This window comes from Allopseudospirillum japonicum (genome assembly GCF_900108915.1).
Classification (GTDB): domain Bacteria; phylum Pseudomonadota; class Gammaproteobacteria; order Pseudomonadales; family Halomonadaceae; genus Pseudospirillum; species Pseudospirillum japonicum.
This window is the reverse complement of sequence record NZ_FNYH01000003.1, coordinates 158250-176618: the sequence shown is the minus strand read 5'-3', so window position 1 is coordinate 176618 and position 18369 is coordinate 158250. Positions and strand designations below refer to the sequence as shown.

Annotated in this window: 16 protein-coding genes; 9 read left to right on the top strand and 7 right to left on the bottom strand. The window is 45.4% G+C overall.

Going from position 1 to position 18369, the window contains the following annotated elements; genetic code table 11:
* Positions 1-33: 33 nt before the first annotated feature.
* On the top strand, positions 34-810 hold the full coding sequence (locus BMX05_RS04675) for a tRNA-uridine aminocarboxypropyltransferase (RefSeq protein WP_093308809.1): 777 nt from the start codon (positions 34-36) through the stop codon (positions 808-810).
* A gap of 75 nt (positions 811-885) precedes the next feature.
* Here BMX05_RS04675 and BMX05_RS04670 read toward each other — a convergent pair whose 3' ends face one another.
* Together BMX05_RS04670 and BMX05_RS04665 are read right to left on the bottom strand one after the other, a co-directional pair.
* Entirely contained in the window at positions 886-1950 is a 1065-nt protein-coding gene (locus tag BMX05_RS04670; RefSeq protein WP_093308808.1) for an AI-2E family transporter, read from the bottom strand.
* The gene (locus tag BMX05_RS04665) at positions 1950-2258 is read right to left on the bottom strand and encodes a sulfurtransferase TusA family protein (RefSeq protein ID WP_245710432.1); all 309 of its coding nucleotides are present in this window, start codon (positions 2256-2258) and stop codon (positions 1950-1952) included. The genes BMX05_RS04670 and BMX05_RS04665 overlap by 1 nt, the downstream gene beginning before the upstream one ends.
* 60 nt (positions 2259-2318) lie before the next feature.
* On the opposite strand from BMX05_RS04665, the gene BMX05_RS04660 reads away from it, so the two are divergent.
* Positions 2319-3815, top strand: coding sequence for a M48 family metalloprotease (locus tag BMX05_RS04660; RefSeq protein WP_093308806.1), 1497 nt, complete (start codon positions 2319-2321; stop codon positions 3813-3815).
* Here the strand turns inward: BMX05_RS04660 and BMX05_RS04655 are convergent.
* Positions 3810-5444, bottom strand: a complete 1635-nt coding sequence (locus BMX05_RS04655) for a methyl-accepting chemotaxis protein (protein WP_093308805.1) — start codon at positions 5442-5444, stop codon at positions 3810-3812. The two genes, BMX05_RS04660 and BMX05_RS04655, sit on opposite strands and share 6 nt — an antisense overlap.
* 338 nt (positions 5445-5782) lie before the next feature.
* Between BMX05_RS04655 and typA the strand changes: the two genes are divergently transcribed.
* Positions 5783-7600 (top strand): translational GTPase TypA, encoded by a 1818-nt coding sequence (gene typA / locus BMX05_RS04650; protein WP_093308804.1) that lies wholly within the window; start codon positions 5783-5785, stop codon positions 7598-7600.
* A 96-nt stretch (positions 7601-7696) separates the two neighbouring features.
* Positions 7697-8083, top strand: coding sequence for a gamma-butyrobetaine hydroxylase family protein (locus BMX05_RS04645; protein ID WP_093308803.1), 387 nt, complete (start codon positions 7697-7699; stop codon positions 8081-8083).
* A 46-nt stretch (positions 8084-8129) separates the two neighbouring features.
* Here the strand turns inward: BMX05_RS04645 and BMX05_RS04640 are convergent, their stop codons facing one another.
* The 3 genes from BMX05_RS04640 to BMX05_RS04630 are packed head-to-tail and all read right to left on the bottom strand — an operon-like array spanning position 8130 to position 10698.
* Positions 8130-9176, bottom strand: coding sequence for an NAD(P)H-dependent flavin oxidoreductase (locus tag BMX05_RS04640; RefSeq protein ID WP_093308802.1), 1047 nt, complete (start codon positions 9174-9176; stop codon positions 8130-8132).
* Between the two features lie 2 nt (positions 9177-9178).
* Positions 9179-10066, bottom strand: coding sequence for a 4-hydroxybenzoate octaprenyltransferase (gene ubiA / locus BMX05_RS04635; RefSeq protein ID WP_093308801.1), 888 nt, complete (start codon positions 10064-10066; stop codon positions 9179-9181).
* Positions 10063-10698 (bottom strand): chorismate--pyruvate lyase family protein, encoded by a 636-nt coding sequence (locus BMX05_RS04630; RefSeq protein ID WP_093308800.1) that lies wholly within the window; start codon positions 10696-10698, stop codon positions 10063-10065. The genes ubiA and BMX05_RS04630 overlap by 4 nt, the downstream gene beginning before the upstream one ends.
* A 144-nt stretch (positions 10699-10842) precedes the next feature.
* On the opposite strand from BMX05_RS04630, the gene tcdA reads away from it, so the two are divergent.
* From tcdA to BMX05_RS04610, 4 genes are all read left to right on the top strand, one after another.
* Positions 10843-11637, top strand: a complete 795-nt coding sequence (gene tcdA / locus BMX05_RS04625) for a tRNA cyclic N6-threonylcarbamoyladenosine(37) synthase TcdA (RefSeq protein WP_093308799.1) — start codon at positions 10843-10845, stop codon at positions 11635-11637.
* Positions 11638-11652: 15 nt separating this feature from the next.
* Positions 11653-12363 (top strand): 2OG-Fe(II) oxygenase, encoded by a 711-nt coding sequence (locus tag BMX05_RS04620; RefSeq protein WP_093308798.1) that lies wholly within the window; start codon positions 11653-11655, stop codon positions 12361-12363.
* A 126-nt stretch (positions 12364-12489) separates the two neighbouring features.
* Positions 12490-14979 (top strand): PAS domain S-box protein, encoded by a 2490-nt coding sequence (locus BMX05_RS04615; RefSeq protein WP_093308797.1) that lies wholly within the window; start codon positions 12490-12492, stop codon positions 14977-14979.
* 189 nt (positions 14980-15168) lie between these two features.
* Positions 15169-16236, top strand: coding sequence for a CRISPR-associated ring nuclease (locus tag BMX05_RS04610; RefSeq protein WP_093308796.1), 1068 nt, complete (start codon positions 15169-15171; stop codon positions 16234-16236).
* 50 nt (positions 16237-16286) lie between these two features.
* Here BMX05_RS04610 and BMX05_RS04605 read toward each other — a convergent pair whose 3' ends face one another.
* Positions 16287-17366, bottom strand: a complete 1080-nt coding sequence (locus BMX05_RS04605; RefSeq protein ID WP_093308795.1) for a glycosyltransferase family 4 protein — start codon at positions 17364-17366, stop codon at positions 16287-16289.
* A 20-nt stretch (positions 17367-17386) separates the two neighbouring features.
* On the opposite strand from BMX05_RS04605, the gene BMX05_RS04600 reads away from it, so the two are divergent.
* Positions 17387-18367, top strand: a complete 981-nt coding sequence (locus BMX05_RS04600; RefSeq protein WP_093308794.1) for a UDP-glucuronic acid decarboxylase family protein — start codon at positions 17387-17389, stop codon at positions 18365-18367.
* Positions 18368-18369 lie beyond the last annotated feature (2 nt).

Below are 18369 nucleotides of genomic sequence, written 5' to 3'. Positions count from 1 at the left end.
ACCGCCGATAGGCTCTGGATGAGATAACGTCTTTTGTATACTGATAAAACCAACCCAGATTTACCCATGGACCCAATACATCACCATTCAGTGGCACGCCGCCCTTTTAAAGCGCGTGGGGCGAATGTGCGTCGTTGCCCTGAATGTCAACTTGCTTTACCTGCTTGCATTTGTGCTTATCGAGTACAAGTACCGACTCAGGTTGAGTTTTGGCTATTAATGCATCCAGAAGAAGCTTATAAGCCTAGCAATACCGGACGTTTAATTGCGGATTGTTTACCCAATACCCGGGTGTTTTTATGGTCACGTACCCAAGTCGATCCTGAGTTATTAGCGGCTTTAGCTTCACCTTGCTATGCGCCTATGGTGATTTTTCCCGATGATCAGCCCGATTATGCGCAGCGTGTCAGTACTTATACACAAGTGCAGCAAGCTCGCCCTCAGGCAACGCCGGTTTTTATCCTACTTGAGGGGACTTGGCGGCAGGCACGACGGATTTTTCGCAAAAGTCCTTATCTTGCACACTTACCTATCCTACCTTTACGAGGTGATTTTACCAGCCAATATCAACTGCGTAAGGCCAGTCAAAAGTACCAATTATGTACGGTTGAAGTGGCCATCGAATTGTTAAAAATGGCGCAGGAGCCAACAGGCGCACAAGTGTTGGGGGCCTATTTCCATATTTTTAACACGCATTATGCAGCAAGCCGTCAACAAGCAGAGATTGTGAAGGAGTCCCCTGCGCATGCTTTGCTGGCTGATTTACGCGAGCAAAGGTGTTTGAAACAGGACATTCTCCCTCCCCTGTAAAAGGGAAGGTTGGGGAAGGGGGAAGTTGCTTATCAGGCAAGCCCCCTCCTAACCTCTTAGCAGGGGGAGGGACTTTCACTCCTTGCTAAAATCACTTGGCCAAGCATTGAGCACAGCTTTACATAAGGTCGCTAAAGGAATCGCAAAAAAGACGCCCCAAAAGCCCCATAAACCGCCAAAGAAAAGTACGGCCAAAATAATCGCGACAGGATGCAAGTTCACGGCTTCAGAAAAGAGCAAAGGGACTAAGACATTACCATCAAGTGCTTGGATAATGCCGTACGTGATCATGATGTAAATGAAAGTATCGCTCCAACCAAATTGGAAAATTGCAATCAAAGCAACTGGAACTGTGACCACAGCAGCGCCTATATACGGAATCAACACAGATAAGCCAACCAGTAATGCCAGTAAAGCCGCATACTGCATGCCGAAAGCGACTAAACCGACATAAGTCGCTGCACCGACAATCACAATTTCAATCGCTTTACCACGGATATAATTGGCAATCTGTTTATCCATTTCGGCCCAGACTTGGCCAAGCATCCGCCGCTTATTAGGTAACCAAGAGGCGCACCAATGGATTAATAATCCCTGATCTTTGAGCAAGAAAAAGACCAAAATCGGGACAAGCACCAAATACACAATTAAAGCCATCATACTGGGAATGCTGGACAAGGATGCTGAAATGAGCTTTTGGCCAATCTGCCCTAATTCTTGCCCTGCTTGGGCTACCCAAGCATTGACATGGCTTTCTGAAATTAACGTCGGATAGGTATCTTGTAGGCTTGCTAGCCAAGTTTGGCCAACCTGAATCATCCCAGGTAACTCGCGCGATAATCCCAGTAACTGGTTCCAGATGAGCGGCAGTAAAATAAATAAAGCGGCAAATAACACACCGATAAATAAACAAGAAGCGACAGAAACCGCCAGCATCCTCGGGATATGCCAGCGTTCCAAGGCGTGGACTAGGCCATTGAGCAAAAAGGCGATCACTACACTGGCAAGGAAAGGCGCTAGCATCTTGCCTAACAAGATAATTCCGGCAAAGCCAAGCAAGAGCACGAAAAATAAGATGACGGCTTCTTCGTCAGAAAAGTAACGCTCGCTCCAACGCTTTAATAAGACACGTACGGCCATCATACTGACCTCGAGAACAAGGATTCGCCTTTGCGGATCCAAAAGTGGTAACCGGTTGCTGTGTGTTGTGCATCGAGCAGAGTATGTTGCTGACTATGACGAACAAATGCGGGAATATCTGTCCAAGCGCCTGTGTCTTCTGCAAGGACATACAACACTTGCCCCACTTCCAGTTGTAAAAGACAGTGTTTGGTTTTGAGCAAGGGGAGCGGGCAAACAAGTCCACGTGCATCCAAGGTGTGATCTACAGAAAAAGCCGGCGTAAAAGCGGCTTGAGCAGGCGTACTTTGCATAGGGCGAGTATCCATGGTAGTCAATCTAGGTTCTATTAGCCTACTAAGGCTGAGAATATCTCAAGGGGTCAGCTGATGTTTACAAGGTGTTATCTTTGCTTAGGCTGGGTACTGGCAATCTTGGTTGTCGGCTTGGGGCCGCTAGCCACTGCGAAAGCACAGGCAGATTTACCGGCTTTAGGGTCGCCCCCTTTGTATTCAGCAGAGCAACAAAGACTACTCGGTCAGGCTTGGTTAAGACAATTCCGCCAGCAAGCGCAAGTGCATTATGATCCTTTGGTGCAAGACTATAGCGAAACCCTGCTAAAACGTTTAAGTAGTTACACTCCTATGACAGCCACACAATTGCAACTTTTAGTGGTGGCACATCGGCAGTTAAACGCTTTTGCTGTACCTGGGCAAATTATCGGCATTCATAGTGGCTTGTTCACCTTTGCACCGACAGAAGCAGAATTTGCCTCCGTGCTTGCGCACGAGCTTGGCCACTTAAGCCAAGAACATTTTGTACGTCGTCTGCAACAAGCGCAAGCCAACCAAGGTTTACAAATTGCCAGCGTATTAGCAGGGATTGCCCTGAGTGCAGCAGGAGAACCTCAAGCTGGGATTGCCGCTATGAGTAGTGGACAAGCTGCAGGGATTCAGCAAAGTTTAAGTTATAGCCGTTTGCACGAACAAGAAGCGGATCGTATTGGGTTGGAAACCTTGGCAGCGGCTGGGTTTGATCCTGAAGCCATGCCTAAAATGTTTACACGCTTGCAACAACATATGCATTTACAAGGTGAGCAAGGGTTCGAGTTTTTGCGCACTCACCCTTTAAGCGAATCTCGGATTGCAGATACGCAAAATCATGCAGCACAAGTTCAGAACGAACAACAAAACAGGCCAAAATCAGCGCTTTTGGCGGGCTGGCAGCTGCCGACTTTATCACCCTATGCACTGATGCGTGCACGTATTTTGGTGGCTTTGGAAGGCGGTGCTGAGGTGGCAAGTGCGCGTTTACAAAGTGAAGCACCTGACTTGGCCGAACAGAAAGCACACTTGCAAACTTATATTCAAGCACTGGCGGCTTTACCAACACAAGCCACAGCGGCTATACAAGGGCTACAGGCCTTACTCAAGCAGTATCCGGAGGATTTAAACCTTCAAACCAGTTTAGCGGAGGCGTATTTTCATGCACAAAATTACCCAGCAGCCGAACAGATTTTAAGTCAGTTACTGGCTTTAGCCCCCAATTATTATCCTGCTTTATGGTGGTATGGGCGTACTTTGATGCAAACCGATCCCACCAAGGCTTATCCCATTTGGCAAGCGTTAAGTCGTCAACGTCCACAAGATCCCCATATCTGGTATCAAACGGCAGAAGCGGCTGGTTTAGCCGGTGATACCCTAGGCGTGCATCAAGCGCGTGCAGAATACTTTCAATTACATGGCCGTTGGCAACAAGCATTTAAACATTTACAACTTGCGCAGCAAATCAGTACGCAAGCCAGCACACAAGCTGCCTTGGCGCAAAGAATACGTAGCCTACAAGTATTGCAAACACAGATGCAGGCCTTATTGGATGGCTTATAGCTTAAACTGTGCAACCAACTGATTCATTTGTAAGGATAAAGCCTGAATGCTGGCGGCGACCGCTTGCGATTGACGTGCATCTTCTGCTACCTGATCTGAAAGATCACGAATCGACTGCGTCGAAGTATGCAAGGCAGATACGGCTTGGTTCTGGTTGTGGCTAGCACTTTCAATCGCACGGTTAGCCGTTAACATCTCTGCGAAGGCGTGTTGAATATGCGCGAATAAGTTGCCGGCTTGTTGCGCGCGTTGGGCGACTTGATTGACTTCTTGGCTACCGGTTTCGATATGTGCCACCGCCTGATCTGCACCGACTTGCAAACTTTCAATAATGCGCTGAATTTGCGTGGTGGATTCTTGGGTGCGTTGTGCCAGGGTGCGCACTTCATCAGCGACAACGGCAAAACCACGGCCCTGTTCGCCCGCCCGTGCGGCTTCAATGGCAGCATTTAAAGCGAGTAAATTGGTTTGCTCTGCTACACCTTGAATCACTTCTAAGACGGTATCTATATTGGCCGCTTCTTGCGCAAGGTTGCGAATGCTACCGCTGATTTGCTGGACATCTTCGGCAATTTTTTGCATAGCCTCTAGGTTGTGTTTGACTTGCTGGTGTCCTTCTTGGGCATCTTGGTTGGAGCTTTGCACCGCTTGAGTCATTTGGGTAATGGCGCTAGCCATGTGCTGCGAATTAGTTTCGACTGCTTGCACACTGGTCATCAGGTGAGAAACGCCAGTATGTTGCTGATCCAGAGCTTCGTGTGTGGTGTTGACGCTGGAAGTTAATTGTTGTGCCGCACTGGATAAAGACTGCCCAGCTTGGCTAATCGACTGCACCATTTCATGAATATGATGGGCAAAGAGATTAAAATAATGCGTGAGCGCTTTTAACTCTTTGGGACGTGGTTCAGGCAAACGCCGTGTGAGATCCCCATCACCTTGCGCAAGCTCACGCATGGCCTGTACCGTGGCTTCTAAAGGACGCAAAATACTACGAATTAACCCGACAGCTGCAATCATCACCAAGATCAAACAAGCACCAACGGCCACTAACATTTGATTGCGTGCGGCGGCGATACTGGTTTCTAACGCTTGGGTATTGATGCCTGAACCTATCACCCATTGCCAAGGTTCGAAAAAGCGTGAATAGGTGCTTTTGACCATCAACACTTCTTTATTGTCAGGGCGTGGCCACAAATAACGAGTAAAACCGCCGCCTTGCATGGCGTTATTGCGAATCTCTCGCACAATGTAAATGCCTTGGGGGTCTTGTAAGTTATTAATATCTTTGCCGTTTAAATGAGGTGCCCCAGCAATAGAAATCGCATGACCATCATGGCTGTGGACAAAAACATAATTATTGCCATCAAAACGCAGTGCCGTAATCACAGCCAAAGCCAAATCTTTAGCTGTTTGTTCGCTCAGTTTGCCTGCTTGTACTTGCTGGTAGAAATGCTGCGGAATAGACCAAGCACTTTCGACCATGCTGGAAGCAGCTTGTTGATAACCTTCGGTAATACTGTGTTTAGAGGTGTATAAAGCGACTAAAGCATTTGCTAATAAACCAAGTGCAAAAAGTAACACCAGGCCCCAAATGCGGGTTGCGATGGCGCTATTGAGGATCCATTGCATGCTGAAAAGCTCCTTGACGTTGACGTCGGGTTTAGCGGGTAGATCGCACTCAAGGGTAAGACAAGGGAATACTTAGCATATCTATATATGTGAAAAAAAGTAACATCTTTTTTGTGATGTTTACCAAGCCTAACCTTGAGTCGTGACAGCATAAGAACAAGCAGAAGACAGAAATTGAAAAGTTTCTGTCAAGAAATTCATATCTCTGCAAGATGAAACCATGTACAATCTTTCACCTTTTATTTTTCATTCCTAGCCATTCCGCTGGGAATACATGTTGAGGTGCGTACAAATTTTGATGTACAAACCTCTATATCAAAACAGGTAAAGCACCTTTTATGTCTTCTGAAATCAATAATTTACGTAATATTGCGATCATCGCGCACGTTGACCACGGTAAAACCACCTTGGTTGATAAATTGTTGAAGCAATCCGGTACTCTAGATCGTAAAGAAGCGGATGCTGAGCGCATCATGGATTCCAACGACCAAGAACGCGAACGCGGTATTACGATTTTGGCGAAAAATACTGCGATCAACTGGAACGAATACCACATTAATATCGTTGATACACCAGGACACGCGGACTTCGGTGGCGAAGTCGAACGTGTGCTTTCTATGGTTGATTCTGTACTTTTGTTGGTTGATGCCGTTGATGGCCCTATGCCACAAACGCGTTTTGTGACCCAAAAAGCCTTTGCGCGTGGTCTTAAACCGATTGTTGTCATTAATAAAATTGATCGCCCAGGCGCTCGCCCTGATTGGGTTATGGATCAAGTCTTTGATCTGTTTGATAATCTAGGTGCGACAGAAGAGCAGCTTGATTTTCCTGTGATTTATGCTTCTGCTCTCAATGGTTTAGCAGGGAATGATCCTGAAAATATGGCGGAAGATATGACGCCGTTATTTGAAGCGATTGTGAAGCTGGTACCTCCACCGCAAGTCGATGCGGAAGGCCCGTTCCAAATGCAGATTTCTGCTTTGGATTACTCCAGTTATGTTGGGGTTATCGGCGTTGGACGTGTGACCCGAGGTACAGTCAAAACGAACCAACAAATTATTGTGGTCGATAGCCAAGGGCGTGAGCGCAAAGGTAAAATCGGTCAAGTCATGACTTATCTCGGTCTGCAACGCCAAGATGCCTTATTGGCGACTGCAGGTGATATTATTTGTATCACTGGGGTTGATCCACTCAATATCTCAGATACCTTGTGTGATCCAAGCCAGCCAGAAGCCTTGCCTGCGTTGACCGTAGATGAGCCGACGGTGACTATGACCTTCCAAGTCAATGATTCACCTTTTGCAGGCAAAGACGGCAAGTATATTACTAGCCGTAATATCAAAGAACGTTTAGAACGTGAGCTCATTCACAACGTAGCCTTGCGTGTGGAAGAAACCGAGAGCCCAGATAAATTCCGTGTTTCTGGTCGTGGTGAACTGCACTTATCGGTCTTGATTGAAACCATGCGTCGTGAAGGATACGAGCTTGGCGTTTCTCGTCCTGAAGTGATCATCAAAGAAATTGATGGCGAGAAAATGGAACCTTACGAGGAGCTGATCGTTGATATCGAAGAACAGCACCAAGGCTCTATTATGGAAGAGCTGGGTAAGCGTAAAGGAGACTTGCGCAATATGCTGCCGGATGGCAAAGGGCGCATTCGTTTAGATTACATCATTCCTTCACGTGGCTTGATTGGTTTTCGTAACCAATTTATGACCCTCACCTCAGGTACGGGCATCTTAACCAGTATTTTTGATCATTACGGTCCTATCCGTGATGGCAGTGTGGAACACCGTATTAATGGGGTGTTAATCTCCATGTGTGCGGGTAAAGTCTTGGGGTATGCCTTGTTTAACCTGCAAGACCGTGGCCGCTTATGTATTAGTCCTGGGATTGAAGTCTACGAAGGCATGATTGTCGGGATCCATGCGCGTGCTAATGATTTGGTGGTCAACCCCACGAAGGCCAAAAAACTCGATAATATGCGCGCTTCCGGTTCAGATGAAAATATTATTTTAACGCCGCCGGTGAAATTCACTTTGGAGCAAGCGTTAGAATTTATCGACGACGATGAGTTAGTGGAAGTGACGCCGAACTTTATTCGGATGCGTAAAAAACTGCTGAATGAAAACGAGCGTAAACGCCAATCGCGTTAATCACGCCGCAGTAAAGTCGGAAAACCAATAAGCAGGGAGCGATTCCCTGCTTTTTTTGTCAAAAAATTTTGCTTTTTCTGCAAGAGGTGCAGCCTAATGTCTACAGAAGCGGTTATCCCGACAGGGATTCATTACCACAGACGCACACGCGAATTAGAACTGACCTATGCTGATGGACAAACTTATCGGCTATCTGCAGAATTTTTACGGGTACATTCGCCTTCTGCAGAAGTGCGTGGTCACGGCAAACCGGTATTACAGTATGGAAAAAATGAAGTAGAAATTAGTGCCTTAGTGCCAACAGGACATTATGCGTTAAAAATTGTGTTTGATGATGGTCATGATACTGGCTTGTACACTTGGGATTATTTGCTTGATTTGGGGCAAAATCAAAGCGCACTTTGGCAAAAATATTTGCAAGCCTTAGAAGCAGCAGGCGCTAGCAGACAAGCCAGCTTGATTAAAGCGGTACGCTTGGATTAGCAAAACCTGTGTCAGGCCTCGCCCGATCGAGCGGGGAGCACTCACGCTATGCTAAACCTGCCAGCCTTAAAGTGAGTTCTGTTGCAGAAATTGGCGCACAACCTGAAGTATTTTGTCCGCACCAAAGTGGCGTGAAATCATCAAGGCCTAAGGTCTCAGCTTGGCTGCGCAAAGCCCCCATTTCAATAGACGCATAAGGAAACGCGGGAACTTGGTTCGGCATGGTACCGATTTCCTGCATGGCACGATTGACAATACCGCGCGCAGGTTTACCGGAAAAAATACAAGTAATAGCGGTCTTGTGTGCCCTTGGACTTTGAATCGCGGCCTTATGTAGCGCAGAGGTTTTCGCCTCTGTACACAATAAATAAGCACTGCCAACCTGGACCGCATCCGCTCCTAAAGTCAGTGCCGCTTGCACACCTTGCGCATCGCTAATACCCCCTGCAGCAATTACAGGTACTTGCACTTGTGCCACAATTTGCGGCAAAAGGGCAAAGAGTCCCATTTGGGTGTTGAGATCTGTCGAAAGAAACATGCCTCTGTGCCCACCGGCTTCTAATCCCTGCGCAATAATGGCATCCACGCCTTGAGATTCTAACCAAAGTGCTTCTGCAACCGTGGTGGCAGAAGCTAGGATTTTGGTACCCCAGGTTTTTACCCGTTGCAATAAGCTAGGTTCAGGTAAGCCGAAGTGAAAACTGATGATTGCAGGTTGAAAGGGTTCGATCGCATTGGCCACTTGATGATCAAAAGGAATACGGCTTGCCCCTGTAGGCAAGGTATTGGACGTGATACCCAATTCATCAAAGTAAGGCTGTAATCGTTGACGCCATTGTGTTTGTTGGTGTGGATCGTACGCAGGGACTTGATGGCAAAAAAAGTTTAAATTAACCGGCCGACAGGTATGGGCCTTAAGATGGGTGAGCTCGCTTACCAAGGTCTCAAGATCCAACATAGCACAGGGTAGCGAGCCTAAGCCTCCTGCTTGGTTGACCGCGAGGGCTAACGCTGCATCTTGTACCCCTGCCATAGGAGCTTGGATAAGGGGTAAATCGACGGCAAAGTCCTGTTGGAATCTTCCTTGAGCCATGGTTAAACTCCCAAATCAAGTAGTAAACCAATAAAAATCAGCATACCGACATAATGATTATTTAAAAAAGCGCGAAAACAAGCGTCTCTTTCTCGGGTACGAATCAGCGTAAACTGATAAATAAATAAGCCAGCTGCACCCACTAAACCAAGATGATAAGCCCAACCTAATGCCGCCATATGCCCAATCAGGTATAAAATGGTTAAGGTGCTGATTTGTAGACCCACAATGATGCTAACATCATAACGCCCGAAGAGTACGGCAGTGGATTTAATCCCGATTTTTAAATCATCATCTCTATCGACCATGGCATACGCGGTATCATAGGCAACAGTCCAGAGCAGATTGGCTAAAAATAAACACCAAGCCAACAAGGGGACTTGCTCACTTTGGGCAGCAAAAGCCATGGGAATAGCCCACGAAAAAGCCGCCCCTAAAACCATTTGTGGCCAATGGGTGTAACGCTTCATAAAGGGATAAATCGCTGCTAAAGCGACACCACCAACGGAAAGTTCTATGGTTAAGCTGTTGGTAAAAAGTACTAAGCCAAAAGCACTGACACATAAAACAGCAAATAAGCCTAAGGCTTGTTGTTCGCTGACTTCCCCCTGAGCCAAAGGCCGTTGCGCGGTGCGTTTGACGTGCCCGTCAAAGTGGCGATCTGCATAATCATTGATGACACAGCCAGCAGCACGCATCAAAATCACCCCTAAAGTAAAAATGATCAGTACAGAGACTTGCGGCATCCCCTGAGCTGCCAACCAAAGAGCCCATAACGTGGGCCACATTAAGAGCCAGGTGCCAATCGGGCGATCTAAACGCATTAGACGGATCAGTGCGGAAAAAGAAGGCCAACTTTGTTGTGGAAGATACCCGTTTGCATTACTCATATTTGATTCCTCAAAGCCGCTTGCTGGATCAAAGCCTGATACATGGGTGCAAGAAAAAATTCGCTGACCCAAATGCCTTGTTGCTGCCATAGAAAACAAGATCCCCGTCCCCAATGTATACCCAATTGTTGGCGCAGATGAGGCGCTTGGGTGACCCATAAGGCTTGGCGACGGATGTGTTTTTGTTGGAATAACCAAGAACCTAAGGCTTGATTTCCTAAAGGTTGCAGACGTTGAATTAAATTTTGTGCATGTTTGGGGACGAGCGTGCGTGCAAAGACCCAAGCATGCCCCTGCAAACGCAGCAGGACATGCCGTGCCCATACGGGTGTCTCTTGTCTGATACGCAATACATGCGCCTCGTGCGCACTGGCACGCGTATAAGCTTCTTGCAGCACTTGCACTTGTACTTGCGTGCCTTGGTATCTAGACAAAGCCAGCGTGAGCGAGCCACGTTCACTTAACCAAGGCCGCCATAAAGCAGGAAGAGCGCCTTTCGTGGCCAAAGGAGCCCAAGGCAAGTTAGGCCAAGCGGCCAAGCGTTGTTGGTGTACAGGCACCGCATCCTGAGGCAGCCAAATAGGTGGCGTCAGCCTTTGGGGATGCGGTCTTTGTGTAGGTGGAAAATGCATAACTTGTGTATAGTTGCCTCAAGCAAAATGCGGCCCAAAAAATGGAAAAAACTAGCAGGCATCTTAACACAGGTGCCTACAGCAAGGCGTTTGGATCTTAGGCGTAGCTTTTAGATTTAATTCATTGATTTTAAAGAGATTGATATGGTAACTCCCCTTAATGATGATTATTTATTTCGTTTTGGTGGTATCGGGCGCTTGTATGGTGAGGCAGGTTTGCAGCGATTTGCACAAGCGCATATTGCCATTATTGGCATTGGCGGTGTGGGGGCTTGGGCTGCGGAAGCTTTGGCACGCTCAGGGATTGGACATTTAACCCTAATCGATTTGGATGATGTATGTACCTCGAATATCAATCGACAAATCCATGCATTGAGCTCAACTGTCGGTCGATCGAAAATCCAAGTGATGGCGGAACGGATTGCAGAAATCAACCCAGACTGCCAAGTCCACTGCCAACACACTTTTATTCGCGCAGAAAATTTACAAGATCTTTTGGGAAATGGCTTTGATTATGTGATTGATGCCATTGATAGTGTGCCCGCAAAAACGGCTTTGTTGGCGTGGTGTCGACGCCGTAAGCAAAAAGTGATTTGCATTGGCGGTGCTGGTGGACAAACCGATCCCACACGGATTCAAACCGCGGATTTAACCCGAGTCCATCAAGACCCTCTGTTGGCAAAAGTGCGTAACCGCCTCAGACGCGAATACCATTTTAGCCGCAACCCTAAACGCCGCTTTGATTTGGAATGTGTGTTTTCTGATCAAGCGCCCGTATATCCAACTGCAGAGGGTGGGATCTGTCAGCAAAGGCCGGCTGCCTCTGCCCATGAGCCAATGCGTTTGGACTGTCGTAGTGGTTTTGGTGCGGCCAGTTTTGTCACCGCCAGTTTTGCCTTTGTTGCTGTATCTCGTGTCTTAAGCAAATTAGCCAAATAATTAAAGGAGTACCTTATGGAGTCATCCGCAGCGATATTAGAGCGAGTTGCCACGACCCAAGATCTAGCGCCGTCTGTCAATCAGGCGGCGTTGACTACAGAGGTTGATTTTTATCCTGTGATTGATGCCTTGGTAGCGCAAGGCTACTTTATTGCAGAACACTTTATCCCCACCACCTTATGTCAAGCATTGCGCACAGAAGCCCAGCAATTATATCAGCAAGAAACTATGCAACCGGCCGGAATAGGACGTGGTCAAGATTATATCCAAGCGCCTAATATTCGCAGTGATCTGACTTATTGGCTAAAAAATACCACGCCAACACAAAAGGCCTATTTAGATTTAATGCAGCAATTGCAAAATACAATTAACCGTGAATTATTTTTAGGCTTATTTGAATATGAAAGCCATTATGCTTGCTTCCCCCCACAGAGTTTTTATGCAACGCATTTAGATGCTTTTCGTGGGCGCTCTAATCGTGTAGTAACCAGTATTTTATATCTTAATGAAAACTGGCAAGCACACCAAGGCGGCGCCATGTGTTTATATAACCCCCAAGATCAACACCAACAAATCGCACAGGTTTTACCTGAATCTGGTACTTTTGTGTGTTTTCTCAGTGAAATGATGCCCCATGAAGTAAGTATAACTTATCGTGAACGCTTAAGTATCACCGGCTGGTTTAGAAAGAATGCCTCTTTAGGGATTTCGGATCCTGCCTTTTAACTTGTCTCTGTTTGTTAATTTTTCTATGTAAGGGTAAATTTTATGTTTATGCCATAAGATTCACCCTTGACCTTAATAAACCTATCTATTAATCTAAATTTTTGTTTTATTAAAAGAATTTAGCTTATGCATTATCTAAAAAAAGAGCTTTATCAGCTGATTCAGCAAGATTCTAAGATCTTTGACTTTATCCAAGAATCTTCCTTAGATGGGATTTGGTATTGGGATTTACAGCAGCCAGAAAACGAGTGGATGAGTGCCAAGTTCTGGCAAACCCTAGGGTATGATCCAGAAACCAAGCCCCATAAAGCAGCCGCTTGGCAGTCAATGATCTTTGAAGAAGATTTGGCGATTGCTGTGCATAATTTTCATCAACACTGTCAAGATCCTCAATATCCTTATGATCAAACCGTGCGTTATCAACATGCGCAAGGTCATACGGTATGGATTCGCTGTCGTGGGTTGGCAATTCGTGATCACACTGGCAAAGCAATCCGTATGCTGGGGGCACATCAGGATGTGACTGCACTAAAACAAAAAGAAGAATTATTAGAGCGTTGCAATCAGGCAGCGAATATAGGTTTTTGGGAAATGGATTTAGTATCAGGCCATGTATTTATTAGTCCAGTGCTAAAGAAAATGCTTGATGTTAAATCTACTTTATTAGAAAAAGAAGATTTCTTTTATTTTTTTGAGGGTGGCAGTAATTTATTTACGTTGCTTGAAACTGCCGATATAAAAGAAAATCTAATTCATGAAGTAAAACTCAATAAAAAAAATGCCGGTGAAGCCCAGTGGGTTAAGTTGATTATTGCAAAAGATCAAGCTAATAAAGAAATTATTTATGGCACCTGTCAAGATATTAGTCAAGTAAGAGGTTACCAACAAAAACTTATTGACCAAGAAAAAAAGTACCGTAGTGTTTTTAATTCTAGTTTTGGTGCTATTGGTATTTTAACTACAAGTGGACTCCTGTTAGAAGCAAATGAGACAGCACTTTCTTTGGGTGATTTGCATGAATGGCAGGTGATAGGAAAGTATTTTTGGGATACCCCCTGGTGGTCTATTTCTAAAGAAGTACAAAATAAGTTAAAAGCCAGCATTTTAACGGCAGCAAAAGGCGGAGAAGTTTCTTATGAATCTTTAATTCGTGTGCAAGAAAAAAACACAACTACCATCTTATTGAGCTTGCGACCGATTTATAATGATAATAACGATATTATCTTCTTACTCGCAGAAGGCTTACCGATCCAAGAAACCTTAGATTTAAATACACGTTACCATTCCTTGATTGAAGGGACACAACTGGGAGTTTGGGAATGGGATATAAAATCAGATACTTTTAGTGTCAATCAGCATTGGGCAAGTATTCTCGGGTTGCAGGAGGCACACCTTGCGCACTTGGATACTGAAACTTGGCAAGCCTTTATTCATCCAGGTGATTTAAAAACGATTTTGCCTAAAATGCAGGCCTGTATTTCTGGCCAACAAGACAATTGTGAATGCGAATTTCGCGTACAGCATAAAAATGGCCATTGGGTTTGGATAGCGGAAAAAGCTTATATTGCTCAATATGACCTGCAAGGAAATCCTTTGGTGATTTATGGAATACGACAAAATATTAATGCACGCAAGCAAGCACAAGAACAACTAAGACAAAGTGAAGAAGCCTTTCACAATAATTTTAAATATGCTGGAGTGGGGATGGCGATTGTTAGCCCTCAAGGCCAGTGGTTGGAAGTCAATGCGAAATTATGTGAAATTGTCGGTTATACACAAGAGGAGTTATTAGCCTTAACCTTCCAAGATATTACCTATCCTTATGACTTAGATGCAGATTTACATTTTTTAAATCAAGTCATTGATGGGGAGTTAGAAAATTATCAGCTAGAAAAACGTTATGTACATAAACAAGGTCATTTAGTTTATATTTTACTTGTTGTCTCTGTCGTACGGGATATTCAAGGAAAAGTATTATATTTTGTTTCCCAGATCATTGACGTTTCTGAACTCAAAAAAGCACAAGCGCAAGTGCAAACTCTGTTAGATCTAGCACATCAGGAAAACCACCAACTCGTGCAGATTCGTCAACAACTAGAAAAAGAAAATATTGATTTGAAACTGGATGTGGAAACGGATGAACTCACTAAAGCTTATAATCGCAGAGCCTTTAATAAACGATTGCGACAAGAAATAGATGCCATGCAACAACAAGAAATGGAATCTTTGTCTTTAGTGATTTTAGATATAGACCATTTTAAACAATATAATGACACTTATGGACATCCTGCCGGTGATATTGCCTTACGTAAAGTGGCAGAAACGCTGGAAAAAACTAAAAGATCCTGTGATTTTTTTGCGCGCTATGGTGGCGAGGAATTTGTCCTGATACTGGCTGAAACCTCAGCACCAGCGGCAATAGCGAGTGCACAGCGTCTAAGAGAGGCGGTAAGCCACATTAAAGGATTAAGGCGTCCGGTAACCATCAGTCTGGGTGTCGGTACTTGGCAAACACAAATGCAAGCACAGGATTTATTACAAGCGGCAGATCAAGCCTTATATCAAGCGAAAGCACAAGGTCGTAACTGTGTGGTGCATTATCAAGACATACTCTAGGGGCGCTGAGGTTTAAGTTGACACCCCCTGTCAAGCCTAGGGGTTAAAGTAAGGGTTCGGTGCTTTAATGTAAGCAGATGCTAGATGAAAACTTGTGAAATATCGCAATAAACTAGTGATAGATACGCAAACAAGTAGCCAGCATTACATTAGGGCGATGGTTTTCACCCTTTGCTTTGACGGGAACTCATGGAATCTATTCAGCCTCAGGAATTTGCACGCCGTATTTTACTGGCAATTAGTACCGAAAATCCTCAACATCTTGCGGCAAGTTTGTATACGCTAGCACAACAAGAAGCGGCTTTTATTCCTACAGAAATTTATGTCTTAACAACGGTAGAGGGCGCGCGCCAGGCAAAAAGCGTCTTTAGCCAGCAGCCAGAAGCACAGTGTTTACATCAATGTCTGGCAGGGGAAGCCTTCCACCAAGTGCAAATTGATTTATTGCGCGATGCCCAAGGCCGGGCTTTGAATCATCAAGCGCTTGCCAAGGCAGCCCCTGAAATTGCTAATCAAATCTTGAAGTTAATTCAGCCTTGGACGCAAGAAGTACAGACTGCGTTACATATACATCTGGCTTCTGAAATACAAACACTCGATATTTATGTCAGTTATATACTTTCAGCCTTGGGGCGTGTGCAAGATAGGCTTTCTTATTTATTATCACCAAATTATTTAGTCCAAGGGGCTTGTATTTATGATATGCAAATACCTTGCCCTTGGTATCCTTGGGCACACCTACATCAACTCCCTTTTTTACGTTTACGTGCCACCTTGCCTGCGCAAGCTTTAGATAAGCTTGCATCTTTCACAGAAATGATGCGTTTGGTGGAAGAAACTTATAGTCAGCCTCAGTTGCTACTGGATTTAAATCAGCGCCGGCTGGTTTATGGCCATATTCACGTACGCTTATCGAGTGCGGATTTCGCCTTTTACTTATGGTTTGTGCGCTTGGCTTTAGCAAAATCAGAGGGAATCTCCCCACCGGAATATCCTAATAGGTTTTATGCACAAGCTTTTTTACAAGAGTATGAGCAAGTGCAAGCCTTGTATGGTGGTAAGGATAAACGCCCGCATAAGGCACTGATATCAGGGATGGATCGTGCTTATTTTGATCATCGCTTGGCGAGTTTGCGACGGTGTTTATATCAAGCCTTTGGCCCGAGTTTAGGGACAAGCGTCATGATTCAGACGGTCAGTCGTCGCCCAGCATGCTATGCTTTACGCTTGGCAAGAGAACAAATTCGTATTGTGTAGATGCAAATAAATAGATAGACATAGCGTTAGATTTCCCCCCTAAGGGGGAATTATGCAAGATGCTGCTTGAGTGCATCTAGCTCTTGCTGCAAACTGAAAAGCTCCCGGCTAAGGCGTTGATTTTTCTGATTGATTGCTGGGCGTATGTGCCAAAAATAGGCAAGATTTTGTGCCAGTTGTTCTATATTACGATCTGCTGCCATACGAAAATGTAAGCCATAAGTGGCTAGTTCAGGGAATACGGTATTTTGATAACAGACACAAGGCATTCCTGAGCTTAAGGCTTCCACAAAGCTATTACCAAAACCCTCACCATAACTTGGAAAGACAAAGGCGTGATGTTGTGCAAAAGCTAAGTGGGCTTCTTGTTGATAACCAAGCAAATGCACTTTAACGCCTGAAATGGCAATCTGCTGTTGTAAGGCCGCCTCATCAGGGCCGGTACCAATGTAAGTTAATTCAATGGGTACCCCGTGTGCTTTGAGTAAGCCTGCGGCGGCTAAAGCATCAAAAATCCCCTTTCCTTCAATTAAACGCCCAATAAACAAGACTTTAAAGACTCGTGCATCTTGTAAAGGTAAGGCAGTAGGAATTTTGCTCAACTGCGCTGCCAAGGCACTCGGTGCGATAAAAACTGGGATCTTGGCTGGGATAGGGAAAATTTGGCGCACATTATTCGCTAAATGTTGGCTAATGCACCAATGGGCAGTGACTTTTGAGTACAACCAGCGATGCCATAAATCGCGCTTTGAAGAACTTTTTGTCGTACTATGACGCACAATTAAGCGTTGTACTGGCGTTTGTTGATCTAGGCTGAAATGAATCGACCTTAACTCAGAAGCACCAAAAAAAATAAGGTTACAAATCCCAAGGCGTTGCCATAAACGGCGCATTTGTGCGATGGCACGTAGGCTAAAGTGATATTTAAAATCAAGCGCAATCACTGGGACTTGGCGCGCTTTTGCATAAGTTTCTAAAAAAGTCCCTGCACGTACCACTAACCAAGTGGTTGTGAGGTGCTGGTTTAAACGCTCTGCAGTATGGCAGGCATCAAGCTCCATGCCCCCCTGATGAGGTGAAAAACACAAGACCGCAGTGGCGCCTCTTTGGGCATGGGGATGTAATAACATACATTTTCTCTGGAGATTTTATGAAGCAGTTTCCTGCACCCAAGGCGCAAATTCACCCTGTGTTAGCCCCCAGTATTCTCGTCACTGGCGGTGCAGGTTTCATTGGCTCGCATTTATGTGAAGCCTTGGTAGCACGCGGACATCAGGTGGTTTCTGTAGATAATTATTACACAGGTAGCCGTGAAAATATTCGCCACCTACTGGATAAAGCCAATTTTGAAGCTTTGCGTCATGATGTGGTTGAGCCTTTACGGGTTGAAGTAGAACAAATTTATAATCTTGCCTGTCCAGCTTCTCCTGTGCATTACCAAAAATACCCGGTACAAACCACCAAAACGAGTGTCTTGGGCGCTTTGAACCTGCTGGGCTTAGCGAAACGCACGCAAGCACGTATTTTACAAGCCTCTACCAGTGAAGTGTACGGGGATCCGCACGTCCACCCACAAAAAGAAACCTATTGGGGCCACGTCAACCCCATAGGGATTCGTGCTTGTTATGACGAAGGTAAGCGCTGTGCGGAAACCCTATTTTTTGATTATCAGCGTCAATATGGGGTCGATATTCGGGTGGCGCGTATCTTTAATACTTATGGTCCGAGAATGCACCCTCACGATGGGCGTGTGGTGTCTAACTTTATTATGCAAGCTTTAGCAGGTGAGCCCATTACCTTATATGGCGATGGTCAACAAACCCGCTCTTTTTGCTATGTAGACGATTTAGTCGAGGCTTTAATTCGCTTGATGCAGCAAGACACCCATGCTGGCCCGATTAATTTGGGTAATCCAAACGAATTTACCATTGCTGAACTTGCCGAAGAGGTGTTAAGCCTTGTGGGTGGCCCTTCTAAATTGGTCTATCGTGATTTACCTGCAGATGATCCACAACAACGCCAACCGGATATTAGTCAAGCGCAGCAGGCTTTGGATTGGCAGCCACAAGTGAGTTTACGCGACGGCCTTAAAGAGACCATCGCGTATTTTAAACACCAGTTTTTTAACTAGGT

Coding starts and splice junctions, on each gene's coding strand:
- BMX05_RS04600 (WP_093308794.1), top strand. CDS start 17,387: ATGAAGCAGTTTCCTGCACCCAAGGCGCAAATTCACCCTGTGTTAGCC.
- BMX05_RS04660 (WP_093308806.1), top strand. CDS start 2,319: ATGTTTACAAGGTGTTATCTTTGCTTAGGCTGGGTACTGGCAATCTTG.
- BMX05_RS04670 (WP_093308808.1), bottom strand. CDS start 1,950: ATGGCCGTACGTGTCTTATTAAAGCGTTGGAGCGAGCGTTACTTTTCT.
- BMX05_RS04615 (WP_093308797.1), top strand. CDS start 12,490: ATGCATTATCTAAAAAAAGAGCTTTATCAGCTGATTCAGCAAGATTCT.
- BMX05_RS04610 (WP_093308796.1), top strand. CDS start 15,169: ATGGAATCTATTCAGCCTCAGGAATTTGCACGCCGTATTTTACTGGCA.
- tcdA (WP_093308799.1), top strand. CDS start 10,843: ATGGTAACTCCCCTTAATGATGATTATTTATTTCGTTTTGGTGGTATC.
- BMX05_RS04655 (WP_093308805.1), bottom strand. CDS start 5,444: ATGCAATGGATCCTCAATAGCGCCATCGCAACCCGCATTTGGGGCCTG.
- BMX05_RS04645 (WP_093308803.1), top strand. CDS start 7,697: ATGTCTACAGAAGCGGTTATCCCGACAGGGATTCATTACCACAGACGC.
- ubiA (WP_093308801.1), bottom strand. CDS start 10,066: ATGAGTAATGCAAACGGGTATCTTCCACAACAAAGTTGGCCTTCTTTT.
- BMX05_RS04620 (WP_093308798.1), top strand. CDS start 11,653: ATGGAGTCATCCGCAGCGATATTAGAGCGAGTTGCCACGACCCAAGAT.
- BMX05_RS04665 (WP_245710432.1), bottom strand. CDS start 2,258: ATGGATACTCGCCCTATGCAAAGTACGCCTGCTCAAGCCGCTTTTACG.
- BMX05_RS04630 (WP_093308800.1), bottom strand. CDS start 10,698: ATGCATTTTCCACCTACACAAAGACCGCATCCCCAAAGGCTGACGCCA.
- BMX05_RS04640 (WP_093308802.1), bottom strand. CDS start 9,176: ATGGCTCAAGGAAGATTCCAACAGGACTTTGCCGTCGATTTACCCCTT.
- BMX05_RS04605 (WP_093308795.1), bottom strand. CDS start 17,366: ATGTTATTACATCCCCATGCCCAAAGAGGCGCCACTGCGGTCTTGTGT.
- typA (WP_093308804.1), top strand. CDS start 5,783: ATGTCTTCTGAAATCAATAATTTACGTAATATTGCGATCATCGCGCAC.